15 protein-coding genes are annotated in these 15,143 nt (G+C 71.2%); 6 read left to right on the top strand and 9 right to left on the bottom strand.

Going from position 1 to position 15,143, the window contains the following annotated elements; translation table 11 throughout:
- Positions 1-31 precede the first annotated feature (31 nt).
- A complete protein-coding gene (locus tag ACIA8L_RS27525) occupies positions 32-1,057 on the top strand; it encodes an ArsR/SmtB family transcription factor (protein WP_395909299.1) in 1,026 nt (341 codons plus the stop codon).
- A 13-nt stretch (positions 1,058-1,070) separates the two neighbouring features.
- Positions 1,071-2,033: a hypothetical protein gene (locus tag ACIA8L_RS27530; RefSeq protein ID WP_395909300.1), complete on the top strand. Its 963-nt coding sequence runs from the start codon at positions 1,071-1,073 to the stop codon at positions 2,031-2,033.
- Between the two features lie 27 nt (positions 2,034-2,060).
- Here ACIA8L_RS27530 and ACIA8L_RS27535 read toward each other — a convergent pair whose 3' ends face one another.
- From ACIA8L_RS27535 to ACIA8L_RS27545, 3 genes are read right to left on the bottom strand one after another with little or no spacing between them, the layout of a single operon-like run.
- Positions 2,061-2,504, bottom strand: a complete 444-nt coding sequence (locus tag ACIA8L_RS27535; protein WP_395909302.1) for a hypothetical protein — start codon at positions 2,502-2,504, stop codon at positions 2,061-2,063.
- Positions 2,501-2,824: a hypothetical protein gene (locus ACIA8L_RS27540; protein ID WP_395909304.1), complete on the bottom strand. Its 324-nt coding sequence runs from the start codon at positions 2,822-2,824 to the stop codon at positions 2,501-2,503. Before ACIA8L_RS27540 ends, ACIA8L_RS27535 begins: the two co-directional genes overlap by 4 nt.
- 14 nt (positions 2,825-2,838) lie before the next feature.
- Positions 2,839-3,147 (bottom strand): hypothetical protein, encoded by a 309-nt coding sequence (locus tag ACIA8L_RS27545; RefSeq protein WP_395909306.1) that lies wholly within the window; start codon positions 3,145-3,147, stop codon positions 2,839-2,841.
- Positions 3,148-3,314: 167 nt separating this feature from the next.
- On the opposite strand from ACIA8L_RS27545, the gene ACIA8L_RS27550 reads away from it, so the two are divergent.
- Together ACIA8L_RS27550 and ACIA8L_RS27555 are read left to right on the top strand one after the other, a co-directional pair.
- Positions 3,315-4,145 (top strand): hypothetical protein, encoded by an 831-nt coding sequence (locus ACIA8L_RS27550; RefSeq protein ID WP_395909307.1) that lies wholly within the window; start codon positions 3,315-3,317, stop codon positions 4,143-4,145.
- Between the two features lie 143 nt (positions 4,146-4,288).
- On the top strand, positions 4,289-5,956 hold the full coding sequence (locus tag ACIA8L_RS27555; RefSeq protein WP_395909308.1) for an integrase: 1,668 nt from the start codon (positions 4,289-4,291) through the stop codon (positions 5,954-5,956).
- Positions 5,957-6,044: 88 nt separating this feature from the next.
- Here the strand turns inward: ACIA8L_RS27555 and ACIA8L_RS27560 are convergent, their stop codons facing one another.
- Genes ACIA8L_RS27560 through ACIA8L_RS27575 form a run of 4 tightly spaced genes read right to left on the bottom strand, consistent with a single transcriptional unit; the run spans position 6,045 to position 11,748 of the window.
- Entirely contained in the window at positions 6,045-6,839 is a 795-nt protein-coding gene (locus tag ACIA8L_RS27560; RefSeq protein WP_395909309.1) for an isoprenyl transferase, read from the bottom strand.
- A complete protein-coding gene (gene recO / locus ACIA8L_RS27565; RefSeq protein WP_395909310.1) occupies positions 6,836-7,630 on the bottom strand; it encodes a DNA repair protein RecO in 795 nt (264 codons plus the stop codon). Before recO ends, ACIA8L_RS27560 begins: the two co-directional genes overlap by 4 nt.
- A complete protein-coding gene (gene era / locus ACIA8L_RS27570; protein ID WP_395909312.1) occupies positions 7,630-8,520 on the bottom strand; it encodes a GTPase Era in 891 nt (296 codons plus the stop codon). Before era ends, recO begins: the two co-directional genes overlap by 1 nt.
- 15 nt (positions 8,521-8,535) lie before the next feature.
- The gene (locus ACIA8L_RS27575; RefSeq protein ID WP_395909314.1) at positions 8,536-11,748 is read right to left on the bottom strand and encodes an FtsK/SpoIIIE domain-containing protein; all 3,213 of its coding nucleotides are present in this window, start codon (positions 11,746-11,748) and stop codon (positions 8,536-8,538) included.
- Between the two features lie 209 nt (positions 11,749-11,957).
- Here ACIA8L_RS27575 and ACIA8L_RS27580 point away from each other — a divergent pair, with 209 nt between their 5' ends.
- Together ACIA8L_RS27580 and ACIA8L_RS27585 are read left to right on the top strand one after the other, a co-directional pair.
- Positions 11,958-12,695, top strand: coding sequence for an HAD family hydrolase (locus ACIA8L_RS27580; RefSeq protein WP_395909316.1), 738 nt, complete (start codon positions 11,958-11,960; stop codon positions 12,693-12,695).
- A 118-nt stretch (positions 12,696-12,813) separates the two neighbouring features.
- Positions 12,814-13,503: a hypothetical protein gene (locus ACIA8L_RS27585; protein ID WP_395909317.1), complete on the top strand. Its 690-nt coding sequence runs from the start codon at positions 12,814-12,816 to the stop codon at positions 13,501-13,503.
- Here ACIA8L_RS27585 and ACIA8L_RS27590 read toward each other — a convergent pair.
- Positions 13,492-14,727 carry an RNA polymerase sigma factor gene (locus tag ACIA8L_RS27590; RefSeq protein WP_395909319.1) on the bottom strand — a complete coding sequence of 412 codons (1,236 nt, stop codon included), beginning with the start codon at positions 14,725-14,727 and terminating at the stop codon, positions 13,492-13,494. The two genes, ACIA8L_RS27585 and ACIA8L_RS27590, sit on opposite strands and share 12 nt — an antisense overlap.
- A complete protein-coding gene (locus tag ACIA8L_RS27595; protein WP_395909321.1) occupies positions 14,724-15,104 on the bottom strand; it encodes a YciI family protein in 381 nt (126 codons plus the stop codon). Before ACIA8L_RS27595 ends, ACIA8L_RS27590 begins: the two co-directional genes overlap by 4 nt.
- Positions 15,105-15,143: the final 39 nt, after the last annotated feature.

The raw sequence follows: 15,143 nt of genomic DNA on the forward strand, positions 1-15,143 counted from the left end.
CTGTGGCGAGGTGGGAATGAATCTTGCGCGCGTGCACCTGACCTCGGCGGATATCGGCCGAGTCCGTTTGCTGTCCGGCCCCAACCCACTGCTGGAAACGCTGGCCAGTGCCGTCCTGCTGCGTGAGCAGACAGATGATCCGCTGCTGCGCAGATGGCGGGTCGAGACGGCGCGGATGCTCGGCCCGGCCTGCCTGTCGGTGCTTGAGGTGACGGGCTCGCGAATGGTCACGGCGAGCGACCTCGTCGCCCGCCACACTCCGGCGTTGGAGGACTTCGACGAGGCCGTCGAATCGATTTTGGCCACGCCTAACCGGGTCATCACGCGCGATCTTGCATTGGTGGCGAACCGCGGGCGTCCGGACCGGATCGAGCATGATCTGCGGGCCGGCTCGCGGCATGCGATCCGCAATATCGCCTCCACATTGCAGCACATTCACAAGAATGTGATCGCTCCCCGGTGGGAGCGGAGCGTGCTCGACGGCCATGCCGGATTCATCGAGCAGCGGCGCCGCCTGGCCGAGCAGGGAGTTGACCGGGTCCTGCAAGGCCTGCATCCATCGCTGACCTGGGAGCGGCCCGTCCTCACGCTCGATCTGCGGTGCAAACTCGAGCTCGAGCGCTGGGGGCCGTGTCCCTTGCACCCGGACACCGTGACCGGGACCGACTTCTACCTCGAGGGTCGCGGACTGCTGCTCGTCCCCGCGGTGTTCACCGCTGACCCATTGCTCTTCGTGGACGACGTGGACGACCAGCCGGGCATCGTCTTCTACCCGACGCTCGACAGCTGGGCCGGCCTCCTCGCGTCGAAGCATGGCCGAACCATCGAGCTGGCCCCGGTGCTCGGGCGCACGCGCGCCGCGATCGTGGCCGCGCTCTCCACCGGTCCGCTGGCGACGAGCGCGCTGGCCCGGATCGCCGAGATCTCCGTGCCCTCCGCCAGTGAGCATGCGGCCGCGCTGCGCGGGGCCGGACTTGTGGTCAGCGCCCGCGAGGGCAAGCGCGTCATTCACTGTCTTTCGGAAACCGGCGCGGCCCTGCTGCGCGGTTCGGTCTGACCCCGGAGGGGCCATGTTAGCCGCGGGAACCTGCCGATACCCACCGCTCGACATCGCCGCCACCTCGGCCTCCTACGCACAGATGACGGGGCTGCTGGCCGGTGTCGCGTTCACGGCCCTGGTGTTGCTGCTGACGCCGGCCCAGAACCAGCTGCGCGGCCGGACGGCGCCGGCGGACCCGGCCGCCGGCGGCGCATCCGGGCGGCACTCGGCGCCGCTGCGGGCCGACAGCCAGGTGCTGCTCGCGCTGTTCGCCGCGTTCGTCGCCTTCCTGTTCGCGACGCTGTCCTACTCGATTCTGGCCGGAGACCGAGCCGCGGCGGCCGCCGCCCGGATCGCGTCCGAGGAGGTCATCGACGGGATCTCGTTCGGGCTGGCCTTCGTGACGCTGTTCCACGGCCTGGCGCTGCTGCTCGACGCCGCCCGGATCGATCCGACGATGGTCTGGGTCGCGCGGATCCTCGCGGCGGTCGTGCTGCCGTCCATCTCGATGTTCTACATCGTGAACGCGGTGCCCGACGTGGAGATGGCCCGGGCCGAACTGGCACAGTCCTGCCCCTCCGGCGACATGTACCTCTTCGGCCTCGCGTTGACCGTGGTGTGCCTGCTGACGCTCACCGCGGCGCTTGTCGCACACGTGCTCGGGCGCTGGCCCGGCCGGCGGTCCAGCGGGCGCGCGGTGCCGATCTCGGTGCTGACCGCCAGCATCCTTGCGACGGCTGTCGCCGGTGACATCTCCAGCCGGTCGCAGGAGTTCCTTGTGTCGCGCTTCTGGCTCATGGTGCTCCTGCTGGTGATGCTGGTCCTGTTCACGGGCATGGGCCTGCTGCTCATCACCAGCTGGCCGACGGAGTCGCCGCTGAGCGTCACCGTCGTGCTGTCCCGGTCGCCGCGCAGGGATGTCGCGATGCCACGGCCGCCGCTGATTCCGCGGCATCGCGACAGCGGCCGTCCCGAGGCGCCGACCAGGTGGTGATCGTGGGACCAGATTTCGGCGGGGCCGTCAGAAAGAATTACGGCTTCTGATGGTGTGCATCGCTCGGCCGAACATGTGGCAGCACCAGGCGACGATCAGCACGAAAGCGATGAACGCCAGAGTGACCAGCCAGTTCGCGGGCTGAAACTTGATTTCGGCGAAGTGCACAGTGGTGTCGAGGGGCCGTCCCATGACGCCGTACCAGATGGCCCCGATGACGCTGGTGCCGATGTCGACGGCCAGGAGGGTGTACCGCACGCCGTGCATCGCGCCCGACGTCGTGTTCGACGCCCAGAGGGGCGACAGAACGGCGAAGACCGTCAGCGACATGCCGACGACAATGGCGGCGGCCATGCCGATCAGGTTCTTCGGCTGCATGATTCCGACCATTGACTGTATTGACAGAAATGCATCAATAATGCTGATGACGAAGCCGGGGACGAGCCAGCCGATCGCCGCTCCGTGCCTCACTGGTATCGGCCCCAGAAGACGTACACCACGAGTGCCACGGCGATGACGGCCGCGACGATGCCGACCGTGATCTGCGGCGTGTACTGCCACAACGATTCGCGCCTGGCCGTCCCGTCGGGCTCGCCCGGCCGGACCGTCCGGGCCTCCAGCCGCGTGGCGACCATATCGAGGCGCCGGGCCGACGACTGCAGGCTGGCGGCGGCGGCCACGATCGTGTCCAGTGCGCCGGCGAGGTCCCGCGACATCCGGAGGTCGAGCGCCGGGTCCGGCAATGCGGTCCGGTCGAGCTCCCGGTCGGGTTGAAACTCGGCACCGCTCATGTCGGGTCAACCTCTCAAAGGGTCAGCGTGGAATGTCCGCCGAAATGCACCCAGTAGAAGACGCAGGCCGCGAGCACGACCGCCAGTACGGCGACCAGGACGGCGTCGTATTTGTCGAACTTCCCCTCGTCGGCCCGCCGCACGAAGATGACGATGGTGCTGATGATGGAGGCAACCGCGACGCAGACGGGCAGAATGTCCTTGGTGAGGGACAGTTCTTCAGCGATGCTCCACCTCCACCGAAGCGTTCGGCGAACGTTGCGAGCATGCCGGATTGCGCGATCCGGAAGGAATCGCCCGACCGGTCGCGGCGCGCGCCGCAATGGCGATACATCCGGTGCCGTGCGGCGCGGCCTGAAGAATCCGAAAGGCGTCGGCCGCGGCCGGTCGGCGCGGCCGCTGTAGCCGGTCAGCGCCCCCTGGACTTGGCAAGATCATTTGTGGTTGCATACTGATCCGTCGCGTCCCCCTGCCGTGCCGGAGCCAGACGATGGAACGAAACAACCAAGGCCTGCGAAACGTCGCGTTCGTCGTCAGCGCCGTGCTGGCCGCGGTCCTGCTGGCCGCCGCCTGGCCCACGATCCGCGACCGGCTGCCGTTCGGCTCCTCCGCCGCCGCGTCCTCTGATGACGGGCCGGATACCGCGCCCGGCGGCCCGTTCGCCGGCACGCCGGCCGAGTCGTACGCCAAGGGCGCGGCCGGGATCACCCTGCCCCCGGCCGCGGCCGTCGACGGATTCACCGCGGCCCAGGTCGACGCGGCGCTGCAGCAGGTCCGGCGGGCACTCGTCGCGGGCCGGCTCGACAACCGGATGACCGTCAGCCACGACAACACGGCGCTGCTGAACCTGCTCGCGCCGAACGCTCGCAAGGAGGTCGGGGCCTGGTTCACCGACCCCCGCAGCTTCACGTCGGTGGCGACGTGGATCGATCCGGCGGTACACCTGGACCCCAAAGAGGAGGCCCGGGTCAGCGGCAAGGTCACGGTCGGCGTCGTACCGGTCAACGACATCCCCACCCTGCAGGTGACCACGAACTTCGTATGGATCTACGCGTTCGAGAAGGCCGGCAGCCCGCTCGCCGTCGTCCACGACGAGGTCCGCTGGGACTTCGCGAAGCCCGACAACCTCCGCCCCGGCGACGAAGGCATGTGGATCGGCACGGCGAAGTCGTACCTGGCCCTGATCGACTGCACGGCCGCGGCTAAGGGCCTGCTCGCCCCGGCCCGCCCGGTCACGGCGACCGCGGACTCCGGCGCCGGGGAGGACGAGAACTCCTACCTCCGCCCGGACCGCAGCCTGGAGATCTCCAATAGATGCTGACCAAAGGGTGCAATGAACGGGGCAACAAATAGCCCTATTGCTATAGCTATACGATTATTGCATCGGGTGTGCCGATTACCCGTTTCTGTGTATGAGCAACCGGTGGGGCAATGTGAAACTCGCATTTGTTCTACCGTGCGACGATGACCTCCGAAACGCCGGCCGAAAATTACGACCGCCACATCCGTGCGCGAATGATCGACTTCTTTACGCTTGAAGGGCTGCCGTGGCCGCGACGGCTCTGGGACGTCGGCTCGCTGCTCGCTCTGGAAGAGCTGCTGGAAGCGAGCTCATGGGCGCGGCACCGCGTGCTTTCCACCGCTGCGGTCGACTGGCAGCGCCACGAACTGTTGAAGGTCATCGGTCCGGATGTCAGTCTCGGTGCCAAGGAATTGCGAGCCGAGCTGACGGCGCTGCTGAATAAACCGTTGCCGGACCCCAGTCCGGCTCACCGGCGACTGCGGGAAGTCGTCCATCATGCACGAGGTGGCTATCTGCGCCGATGGGCGGCGGCCGTCGCTTTGCCGAAGGAGCAACGACCAAAGCCGGAGCGACTGGCTCGTGTTGTCGCGGCACACCTCCTCGATCTCGGCTATGACGCGAGTTACCTCGCAGCATGGATCGGACAGCTGGCCCGGCAGAAAGCGGGCGCCGAGGAGTTGCTGAGCGGCGCGGTGTCGTTGGACGCGGCGTCGCCCCGCGAGTTCACGGTCCTCGCCATGCTGGACAGCGCACCCGAACCAGAGCAGGCACAGAGACATGTGGCGTGGGTCTCCGGCCGGGATGCCGTGGACTGGCTCCGGCGGCGCGGTCATCCAACCAGCGGCATACGCCCCGGTGGTGGGTTTCTCTATCGGGTGATCGCACGGGATCCATTCAGCGCCGCGAGTCAGGCTCGGGAATTCGTCGAGCGCATGGTGGCACGATCGTCTTTCATTCGTGGCAACCGGCGTGGGATCAGGCCGAACTCGCTGCTGTGGGTCGATCAGCATCCCGAACCGATCCCCTTTACCACCGCTGCTCGAGGCGCGGATGTGCTGTCCCTGGTGAGCGAAGGGCAGCTCTATCAAGTCGACGGGCAGCCCTCGTTGATCGACGATGCGCTGGAACTGGCCGCGCCGATGAATCGGGGAGTCCTCGGCCCAGCGGTCGCGGGGGCGTGGGCCGCCGTGGAGTCGCTGCTGTCGCACCCGGACGATCCGGTCGAAGAGGAGCGATCGGGTAAAGCCGTCGCAGCGGACCGGTTGGCGGCGATCATCGCCTGTTCGTGGCCTCGCGCGGAGCTGACCGCTCTCGCTCACCGGCATCAGCCCGAAACCCCAGATGCCTTGGCTGAGGCGCTGGCCGGCTGCGCGACCAATCGGGACCGGGCGTCCGCCGTCGCGGAGGCTCTGGCGGCGGGCCAGACGTTGCATTTAGCTGACCGGTTCCGCCGCGATGCCGATGTCGCCGCAGTGCACCGGATGCGCCGGGTCGTTATTGCTCCTAGACCGGAACTCGCGTCGGCGGTCACTGTTCTTCGGATCGCGATGCGACGCCTGTACCGGACCCGCAACATCGTGCTGCACGGAGGTTCCACGCAAGGCGTGGCGTTGAAAGCCGCCTTGCGTATTGCCGCTCCGCTCGTGGGCGCCGGTCTCGATCGGCTGACTCACGCCGCGCTCGTCGAGAGCCTTGCCCCACTCGACCTTGCTGCACGGGCTGAGGTCGGCCTGAGCCTGGTCGGCGGCGAAACCGGCTTGCATGTGGTCGATCTTCTGGCGTCCCGCCCTCAGGGTCGGAAGCTGGAAAGCAAAAGAGCCCCGGCCTGACGACGGGGGCTCCTGCGTGCTTGCGGCAAGCGTACATCACTTTGCGGGAGTCGGTTGGCGCACGACTCAGCACCGCGCGGCAAATCGGTCAGGTCGTCAGAGTGGGCACGATGGGGTTGGGGATGGCGCCGCCGAAGCGGCGGTCGCGCTTGGCGTAGACCTCGCAGGCGTACCACAGGTGGCGGCGGTCGAAGTCGGGCCACAGGGTGTCGATCGAGACGAACTCGGCGTAGGCGGCCTGCCAGATCATGAAGTTGGAGGTGCGCATCTCGCCGGAGCTGCGGATCATCAGGTCGACGTCGGGGAGGTCGGGCTCGTCCAGGTAGCGGGCGAAGGTCTTTTCCGTGATGCGGTCGGCTTTGAGGCGGCCGGCTTTCACGTCGGCGGCGATGCGGGCGGCGGCGTCGGCGACCTCGGCGCGGCCGCCGTAGTTGACGCACATGGTGAAGGTGAGCTTGGAGTTGTTGCGGGTCAGCTCTTCGGCGTATTCGAGCTCGTTGATCACCGAGCGCCACAGGCGGGGGCGGCGGCCGGCCCAGCGGACTCGGATGCCCATCTCGTGGAACTCGTCGCGGCGGCGGTGGATCGTGTCGCGGTTGAAGTTCATCAGGAAGCGGACCTCGTCCGGGGAGCGCTTCCAGTTCTCGGTGGAGAAGGCGTAGGCGCTGACGTACTTGACGCCCAGCTCCAGGGCGCCCTCGATGACGTCGAAGAGCGCGGCCTCGCCGGCGGTGTGGCCGGCGGTGCGGGGGAGGCCCCGCTGCTTGGCCCAGCGGCCGTTGCCGTCCATGATGATCGCCACGTGCTGCGGCACGGTCTCCTTCGGCAGCGCCGGCGGGCGGGCGCCGGTGGGGTGCACCGACGGCGGGCGAAAGTTGCTCACGGACGTTCCTTTCCAAAATCGCGAAGCTGGCCGCGCTCTTCACGGTCCACCAACGGTAGTGACCGCAGGGAGCGCTCCAGGTGCCACTGCAGGTGCGCGGCCACCAGGCCGCTGGCCTCGCGCTGATGTGCGCCCGAGGCGGCGTCGGCCACCGCCCAGTCGCCGTCCATGAGCGCGGTCATCAGGTCGATCGTCGCCGGGGCGGGGTGGGCGGCGCCGGGCGGGCGGCAGTCGGGGCAGACGGCGCCGCCGGCGGCGATGGAGAAGCCGCGGTGCGGGCCGGCGGTGCCGCAGACCGCGCACTCCCGCAGCGCCGGCGCCCAGCCGGCCGAGCTCATGGCCCGCAGCAGGTAGGCGTCCAGGACCAGGCTGCACGCGTGCTCGGCCAGGGCGAGGGCCCGCAGCGCGCCCACGGTCAGCTGGAAGAGGCGCAGCGACGGCTCCTGCTCGATCGGGGTGAGCCGCTCCGCGGTCTCGACGATGGCGCTGGCCACCGTGTATCGCGAGTAGTCCTCCAGGAACCGCCGGCCGAACAGGTCCACGCCTTCGACCTGGCTGATCACGTCCAGCGAGCGGCCCTCCAGCAGCTGCACGTCGACGTGGCCGAACGGCTCCAGGCGGCCGCCGAACTTCGAGGTGGTGCGGCGCACGCCCTTGGCGACGGCGCGGATGCGGCCGTGGTGGCGGGTGAGCAGGGTGATGATCCGGTCGGACTCGCCCAGTTTCTGGACGCGGAGCACCACACCGTCATCTCGGTACAGTTTGCCCCGGAAGCCGGAGTTGCCAGACATCAGAAGCCCAGTCGGCGCAGCTGCTTCGGGTCCCGCTGCCAGTCCTTGGCCACGCGGACGTGCAGGTCGAGATAGACCCGGCCGCCGATCAGGTCCTCGATCTCGCGCCGGGCCCGGGTGCCGACCTCCTTGAGCCGGCTCGCCTGGTGGCCGATGACGATCGCCTTCTGGCTGGGCCGCTCGACGTAGATGTCGGCGTAGATCTTGGTGAGGCCACCCTCGGGGAGCACCTCCTCCACGAGGACGGCGATCGAGTGCGGCAGCTCGTCGCGGACGCCGTCCAGGGCCGCCTCGCGGATGAGCTCGGCCATCAGGACCTGCTCGGGCTCGTCGGTCAGCATGCCGTCCGGATACAGCTGGGGCGACTTCGGCAGGTGCCCGACCATCACGTCGACCAGGACCTCGACCTGCTCGCCGGAGACCGCGCTGACCGGGACGATGTCGGCGAAAGCGCCCAGCCGGTGTACTGCCAGCAGCCGCTCGGCCAACGTAGCCTTCGAGACCAGGTCGATTTTCGTGACCACGGCCACGAGGGTGGCCTTGAGCTCGGAGATCTCGCCGCTGATGAACCGGTCGCCGCGGCCGATCTCCTCGTCGGCGGGCAGGCACAGCCCGATCACGTCGACCTCGCTCCAGGTGGCGCGGACCAGGTCGTTGAGCCGCTCGCCGAGCAGTGTCCGGGGCCGGTGCAGCCCGGGCGTGTCGACCAGGACCAGCTGGGAGTCCTCGCGGTGCAGGACGCCGCGGATCGTGTGCCGGGTGGTCTGCGGCTTCGGCGACGTGATCGCGATCTTCTGGCCGATGATCGCGTTGGTCAGCGTCGACTTGCCGGCGTTGGGTCGGCCGACGAAGCAGGCGAAGCCCGCGCGATAGTCACCAGAAGTCTGCACGATGTCTCAGGGTACTCAGACCTCCAGCTGCAACTGGCGGGGGCGCTGTGCAGGAGTTGTGCGGACCGCTTTTTTCTTCGGCGCGACGTGTGCGACCTGCAGCTCGACGGTGCTCTCGACCAGACCTCGGCCGGCCGCGCGCAGGACGATCCGGCCGGGCATGAGCCGCGACAGGGAGGTCGGCACGGCGCTGCGGTGCTCGGTGGCCAGGATCAGGTGCACGCCGACCGCCTTGCCGCCGGCCGCGACCGTGGTGAGGGCCTCGTTGAGCAGTGGGTCGTGCCCGTCGACCAGCACCAGGACCCGGGCCCCGGCGTCCTCGGCGAGCGCGGCCCGCTCGGCGACGAGCTCGCCAATGGTGCTCAGGAGGGCGGCGGCGGCCTTCACGTCGGCGGCGTCGACGCGGTACACCCGCAGCGCCGTCCCGTCGAACCGCCGGCCGAACGCGGCCGCGACCGTGTCCAGCAGCGTGCTCTTGCCCGCACCGGCGGGGCCGAAGACCAGCAGGTGGCCGAGCTCGTCGAGGTCCAGCGGCCAGACCTGCACGGCCTGGGAGTTGGGCAGGTCGACCATGCCGATCGCGGCCGCGAACGACTCGCCGGTCACCGCCGGCAGCTCCGCGAGCTCGTACTTCTCGGCCAGCGCGGGGTGCCAGGCCTTCGGCTGGTCGGGCACCCGCGCCTCCCGGTGGGCGGCGGAGACGGCGGTGACCAGCCGCTGCAGGTCGGTGATCTCCCCGACCGGGAGCTCCGACAGAGACGACATCGACTCGGGCGGCTCTTCGACACAAAGACCGGACTCGAACCGCCACTCGGTGACCAGCGTCGGGCCGTGCGAGCGGTCGGCCGGGGAGCGGGCCCCGCCGTAGGCGATCTGCACCGCATCCGGGTCCGAGGTCAGGGTCCGCACGAATGCGCGCCCGGGCAGCAGCGGCGAGAGGTGGGCCGCGTCCGGCCGTTCGAGCACCTCGAGGCTGTCCTCCTCGGACTCGACCCGCAGCGCGATCCGCAGTGGGGCCTCGGTGCGCAGATCGTCGTCGACGGCGCCGTGTGGAGAAGCGGTGGAAAGCAGCAGGTGTACTCCCGCGGAGCGCCCCCGCTTCGCCAGTTCGCGCAGCCCGGCGACGAAGTCGTCAGGCGCGAGAGTGAACTCGTCGACCACGATGAGCAGGTTGGCCGGCGCGGCCGCCGGGTGCTTGCGCTCCATCTCGACGATGTCCTTGACCCCGTGCCGGCGCAGCACCGCCTCCCGCCGCCGGACCTCGGCCCCCAGCGACAGCAGGATCCGCCGGGCCGCCTGGTAGGTGTCGTGGGACGAGTCGGCGCAGGTGAACACCCCGACCGTGTGCGGCAGTTCGGTGCACTCGGCGAACGTCGTCCCGCCCGCGTCGACCAGCACGAACGTGAGCCGGTTGGCCGGGTAGGTGGCGGCCAGCGCGGCCAGGTAGGAGCGCAGCAGCCAGGACCGGCCGGAGCCGGGGGAGCCGGCGATGATGCCGTTGGGGCCGTCGCGGCGCAGGTCGACCACGAGCGGGCCGGTGCCGCCGAAGCCGATCGGGGCGGCCAGGCCACGGTCGCGGGTCGCCGGCACCCAGCGCTTCACGATCGCGCTCGGGGCGGGCTCCCCGCCGAGGCCGAGGACCTCGCCGAGCGGCGCGATCCGGGGCGCGGCCCCGCCGGCGGCGTCGCGGTTGGCGGCCAGGGCGTGTGCGACCCGGTCGGCGACGGCCGCCGCTATGCCGTCACCGGTGAGCGCGACCACGCCGGGTGGCAGCTGCTGTGCCGTTTCGGCGGCGGTGAGGATACTGATCCCGCCTCGGGGGCCGTCCTCCACGAGACGGGCCAGAGACTCAGGCGGTACCGAATCCGGATCTGGAAGCACAACCACGACGTGGGGTGAGAATTGCTCGGCGATCGCGTGCCGGCCCAGCCGGCGCTGCCGCAGCAGCGCCTCGACCAGAGCCAGGACCCGCCGGCGGTCGTCCTCCTGGGCCGCGACCGTGCGGGCCCCGGGCGCGAACGCCGCGGTGAGTGTGCGGGTGTGCGGCAGCCAGCCGGTCCAGCGCCAGTGCTCGGCCTCCGCCGGCGTGGCCAGCACCACGAGGGCGAGGTCGTTCGGGCCCGCGAGGGTGGCCAGCTGCACGACCCAGGAGCGCAGCACGGCCCGCCGGGTCTCCTCGTCGCCGTGCGCGCCGAGCGCGCCGAGGGTGCGCAGGTCGGCCTCGATCGGGACGTCGGGGTCGGTGCTGTACCGCTGCCGCAGCGCGCTGATCCGGTCGGTGTGCGCGGGGTCGAAGTCGCCGGTCGTCGCCGCCTGCTCGAAGCGCAGCCGGCTGGGCTGGTCGCCGGTGCCGATCCGCAGCGTCAGGAAGTCGCGGTCGTCGGGCCGGCGGGCCGGCTTCTCCTGCCGGTCGGCCGCCCGGGCCAGGTGCGCCACGCTGGGGATCTCGGCCCGGCGCGCGGCTACGACGGCCCGGTGCTTGATGGCGGCATCGGCCTCGGCCCGGTCCATGGCGGCGTCGAATTCGGCGGTGGGGTCCGCGCTCTTGCGCCGAAGACTCAGGCGACGTTTCTTGGGCGGCTGCGGTACCACCGGAAGCCAGACGGCCGGCGGGGGACCTTTGGGCGCGGGCGCCTCCGCGGGCACCTCGTCCACCGTGATGAGCGTGGCCCCGAGCCGCAGCAGCTGCCCGGCGGCGAGCGTCACGGTCCCGGTCAGCGGCTCGCCGTCCAGCGTGGTGCCGGCCGGGGAGCGCAGGTCGGTCGCGGCCACCTCGTGGCTGCCGATGCCGAGGTGCAGGTGGCGCCGCCCGGCCGTGGTGTCGGTGAGGACGAGGTCGCCGGCCGGGTCGGTGCCGATGACGAACTCGCCCGGCGGCAGCGGCACCCAGTTGCCGGCGTCCGGCCCGGCCAGGACCAGCAGCTCGAACCGGTGCCCTTCGGAGCGCTGCGGCCGTTCGGGCCGCTGCTCCGGCGGCGCCAGGAGGATCGCGTCACCGCAGCGCAGCCCCTGGTCGCCGAGCGGCCGGTTGGGGTCCAGCCGCCGCCCGGTGCGGGCCAGCCAGGCCCAGGTGGTCTGCTGCGGCCGCTCGGCCGGGTCGAGCAGCCCGAGCAGCGCGTTGACCAGGTCGGTGACGGCACCGCCCGGATCGGCCCGCAGCCGGACGGTCCGATCCAGCGTCGCGCCGGCGTCGCGCCTCGCCACTCGCACGTCGATCAGCAGGTCCATCGACCGGCCCCCTTCTTCCCCGCGCAGCGTTCTCCAAGAAAGCCTGGTGGCGGGGCGGACGCACTGCAGAGCTCCGCCTCTGACAGTAAGCGCCGCAACGCCGAGTGGATCGCATCGACGCGCGCCAGGATTTCGTGCTATACGCGAGTAAAACGGGCGGAACGGTGCGTGGGTTACCCCCTAGGACCGTGGGGTTACCCTCGTGGACCATGACAGTGCGAGTCGCGATGTGGTCGGGCCCCCGCAACATCTCCACCGCGATGATGCGCAGCTTCGGTGCCCGCCCCCGCACCGTGGTGGTCGACGAGCCGCTGTACGCCCACTACCTGGCCACCACCGGCCTCGACCACCCGGGCCGGGCCGAGATCCTGGCCTCGCAGCCGCAGCGCTGGCCGGACGCGGTCGCCGGCCTGCTCGCCCCGATCGACGCCGACGTGTTCTACCAGAAGCACATGACCCACCACCTGCTGACGACGATCGGCCGCGACTGGCTTGCCGAGGTCAGCAACGCGTACCTGATTCGCGACCCGGCGTATGTGGTCGCCTCCTACGCCAAGGTCCGCGGCGAGCCCACCCTGGAGGACCTGGGCTATCCGCAACAGGTCGAAATCTTCCGGGGGTACGGCGGGCCCGTCGTCGACGCCGCCGACGTCCTCCGCGACCCGGCGGGCACATTGTCCGCCCTGTGCGCGGCGCTCGGCCTGCCGTGGGACCCGGCGATGCTGTCCTGGCCCGCGGGGCGCCGCGACACCGACGGGGTGTGGGCGCCGCACTGGTACGCGGCGGTGGAACGGTCAACCGGCTTCGCCCCGCCCCACCCCCGCCCCGCCGACGTCCCCGACCACCTCCGGCCCCTGGTCGAGCGGGCTCGGCCGCTCTACGAGGAGCTCGCCGCCGTCGCGCTGGGCCGCGGTCCGGACGACCCAGGTCGCGTAGACCAGAAATAGCAGCCGGGGCGGCCGGCCTTCGACCGGGAGTCCGGACGCGTCGGGATTCGGTCATCGCGATGGCGCCGGCGGGCGGACTTGCGATCATCGAGGCTCGATCGCGGCCCCGGGAGCGTGGATGAAGCCGTTCGTGCGCGAGATCGCGAGTCTGGTGATCGGCCTGTCCGGCATCGTCGCGGCCGGGGTCGGGCTGGATCAGGTGCTCGACATCGGCAGTTGCGCGTCGGGCGGGCCGTACGAGATCGCGAACCCCTGTCCCGAGGGTGCGGACGCCACGTTCTGGATGATCGTGGCCGGCGCGCTCGGCTGGATCGCGGGGATCATCGTGAGCCCGCGCGCCTTCCTCGCGCCGGGCGCCGGTCAGTTCCTCTGGGTCGCGGGCTTCGCCGGCGGCGGGGTCGCCCTGCTGATCAAGGTGCTCACGCAGGAGGAGATGCCCGCGGACGCGCGGCTCGGGGGGTCGATCGTGGCCGCGACGTTCCTGCCGATGGGCCTCGTTGTCGGAGTCGTCGGGGTGGTGCAGCTGGTCCGGCAGCGGGCCGCGGGCCGCGTCCGCCCGTCGCCGGCGGCGGCGAAGCCGTACACCACCGTTGACGCCTGGACGCGGCTGAAGGCTTTGAACGATCTGCGCAGTGTCGGCGCGCTCACCCGGGCCGAGTTCGTCACGCTGCGCAACGCCCCCGACAATGTGGCGACGGACGCCCGGGTCGCGCCGCTGCAGCGGCTGGCCGAGCAGTGGCGGGCGGGAGGCCTCAGCACCGCCGAGTTCGAGGCCGAGAAGCGTGCGGTGCTCGGTTCAGCGGGGTAGGCGGTCGCGGCGGGCGGTCAGGTAGGCGTGCTCGGCCGGGTTGCCGGTCAGGGCGATCGCCCGGTCGTAGGCGGCTCGGGCGTCGCGGTCGCGGCCGAGGCGGTGGAGCAGGTCGGCGCGGGTGGCGTGGAGGGCGTGGTAGCCGTCGAGGGCGGCGGCCAGGCGGTTGGTCTCGGCCAGGGCCGGTTCGGGGCCCACGGCCTCGGCGATGGCGACGGCCCGGTTGAGCCGGACGATCGGCGACGGGTCGATCCGGGCCAGGCGGTCGTAGAGGGCGGCGATCGTGGACCAGTTGGTGTCGCGGGCGGTCGGGGCCTCGGTGTGCACGGCGCTGATCGCGGCCTGCAGCTGGTAGCGGCCGGGCGGGGCGGCGCCGGCGTTGACGGCCGCGATCCGCTCGCGGACCAGGGCGCGGCCTTCGGCGATGAGGGTGCGGTCCCAGGTGCTGCGGTCCTGCTCGGCCAGCGTCACCAGCATCCCGGCGGGGGAGACGCGGGCCGCGCGGCGGGCGTCGGTCAGCAGCATCAGGGCCAGCAGGCCGGTGACCTCGCCGTCGTCCGGGAGGAGGGTCCGCAGCAGGCGGCCGAGGTGGATGGCCCGGTCGGTGAGGTCGGCGCGGACCGGGTCGCTGCCCGCGCCGGCGAGGTAGCCCTCGTTGAAGATGAGGTACACGACCGCCAGCACGGCGCCGAGCCGGGCGCGCAGGTCGTCGGGCGAGGGCACCCGGTAGGGGATGTGAGCCGCCTTGATCTTGCCCTTGGCACGGGTGATCCGGCGGGCCATCGTGGTCTCCGGGACCAGGAAGGCGCGGGCGATCTCGGCCACGGTGAGGCCGCCGAGCAGGCGCAGGGTGAGCGCGACCCGGGCCTCCAGGGCGAGGGCGGGGTGGCAGCAGGTGAAGATCAGCCGCAGCCGGTCGTCCTCGACCGGGCCGGTCGGTGCGGGAGGGGAGTCGTCGGACACGATCCGGGCCGCCTGGTGCTTGGCGTCGCGCTGTGCCTCGCGACGGAGCCAATCGATCGCCTTGCGGGTCGCGGTGGTGGTGAGCCAGCCGCCGGGGTTCGGTGGCACGCCCTCGCGTGGCCACCGCTCCGCCGCCGTCGCGAACGCCTCGGCCGCCGCCTCCTCGGCGACGTCGAGATCGCCGAAGCGGCGGGCGAGGTCCGCGACGACCCGCGCCCACTCCTCACGGTGGGCGCGGACCAGTGCCTCCGCCGGGCTCATTCCCGGCGGGGCCAGGTGCTGCGGGCCGGCCCGAGCCCGGGGAACCGGTGCACCTCCTGCGGCCAGTCGAGCGCGGTCGCGAGCCGGCCGGCCCAGTAGCGCGCGGCCTCGTCGTCGGGCACGTCCACGACCGCGAAGCCGCCGAGGTGCTCCTTGGTCTCGGCGTAGGGCCCGTCGGTGAAGACGGCCTCGCCGCCGACCGACACGACGCTGCACACCGCCGTGGACCGGTCGAGGGCGCCGTTGGTGAAGACCAGCACGCCCTCGGCCAGCATGTCGTCGGTCACGGTCCGGGCGGCTGCGGCCTTCGCCCGCAGCTGCTCAGCCGTGTGTTCCGGCACCCACTCGTCGTTGAAGGTGATCAGGTACTCCGGCATCGTCGTCCTCCTGCCTCGGGCGGCCCGGGCGGCCGCGCC

It is taken from the genome of Dactylosporangium sp. NPDC051541 (genome assembly GCF_044454505.1).
Classification (GTDB): Bacteria; Actinomycetota; Actinomycetes; order Mycobacteriales; family Micromonosporaceae; genus Dactylosporangium.

Bases quoted from the DNA above. Each gene is read 5' to 3' on its own strand.
- ACIA8L_RS27530 (WP_395909300.1), top strand. From the start codon at position 1,071: ATGTTAGCCGCGGGAACCTGCCGATACCCACCGCTCGACATCGCCGCC.
- ACIA8L_RS27540 (WP_395909304.1), bottom strand. From the start codon at position 2,824: ATGAGCGGTGCCGAGTTTCAACCCGACCGGGAGCTCGACCGGACCGCA.
- ACIA8L_RS27550 (WP_395909307.1), top strand. From the start codon at position 3,315: ATGGAACGAAACAACCAAGGCCTGCGAAACGTCGCGTTCGTCGTCAGC.
- ACIA8L_RS27555 (WP_395909308.1), top strand. From the start codon at position 4,289: ATGACCTCCGAAACGCCGGCCGAAAATTACGACCGCCACATCCGTGCG.
- recO (WP_395909310.1), bottom strand. From the start codon at position 7,630: ATGTCTGGCAACTCCGGCTTCCGGGGCAAACTGTACCGAGATGACGGT.
- ACIA8L_RS27575 (WP_395909314.1), bottom strand. From the start codon at position 11,748: ATGGACCTGCTGATCGACGTGCGAGTGGCGAGGCGCGACGCCGGCGCG.
- ACIA8L_RS27580 (WP_395909316.1), top strand. From the start codon at position 11,958: ATGACAGTGCGAGTCGCGATGTGGTCGGGCCCCCGCAACATCTCCACC.
- ACIA8L_RS27585 (WP_395909317.1), top strand. From the start codon at position 12,814: ATGAAGCCGTTCGTGCGCGAGATCGCGAGTCTGGTGATCGGCCTGTCC.
- ACIA8L_RS27590 (WP_395909319.1), bottom strand. From the start codon at position 14,727: ATGAGCCCGGCGGAGGCACTGGTCCGCGCCCACCGTGAGGAGTGGGCG.
- ACIA8L_RS27595 (WP_395909321.1), bottom strand. From the start codon at position 15,104: ATGCCGGAGTACCTGATCACCTTCAACGACGAGTGGGTGCCGGAACAC.